General features: G+C 52.8%; 1 protein-coding gene. It reads left to right on the forward strand.

Annotation, left to right across the window (positions count from 1 at the left end):
- Nucleotides 1-477: anhydro-N-acetylmuramic acid kinase (locus tag ACTHUM_RS19235; protein ID WP_440403887.1), on the forward strand; the 477-nt coding region annotated here is incomplete at both ends.

Here is a 477-nt window from a genome sequence, read left to right on the forward strand (position 1 = left end):
ATTCAACTGGTCAACCTTCCCCTATTGGCCGAACTAACCGGAATTTTCACGGTTGGTGACTTCCGCAGCCGCGACCTTGCCTGCAACGGTCAAGGTGCGCCCCTCGTCCCCGCTTTTCACGAAGCGCTATTTCAAGATGCGAATGAAACCCGTGCCGTACTCAACATTGGTGGCATTTCCAATATCAGTATCCTCCCGCCCGACAGCCCTTCTTTCGGCTTCGATACAGGCCCCGGCAACATGCTGATGGATGCATGGATGCAACATATCTGGCGGCAGCCTTACGACAAAAACGGGGAAAAAGCCACACAAGGCAAAATCCTTCCTGACCTGCTCGCTTCCCTGCTCGACCATCCTTACTTCAGCCGCCCTTATCCCAAAAGTACAGGCCGAGAGTTGTTTTCCCTAAGCTGGCTTCAAGGCCGTCTGGAAGGTAATGAAAAGCCGGAAGATGTCATGCGCACATTGGTCTTTTAT

This window comes from Neisseria sp. P0021.S006 (assembly GCF_051956895.1).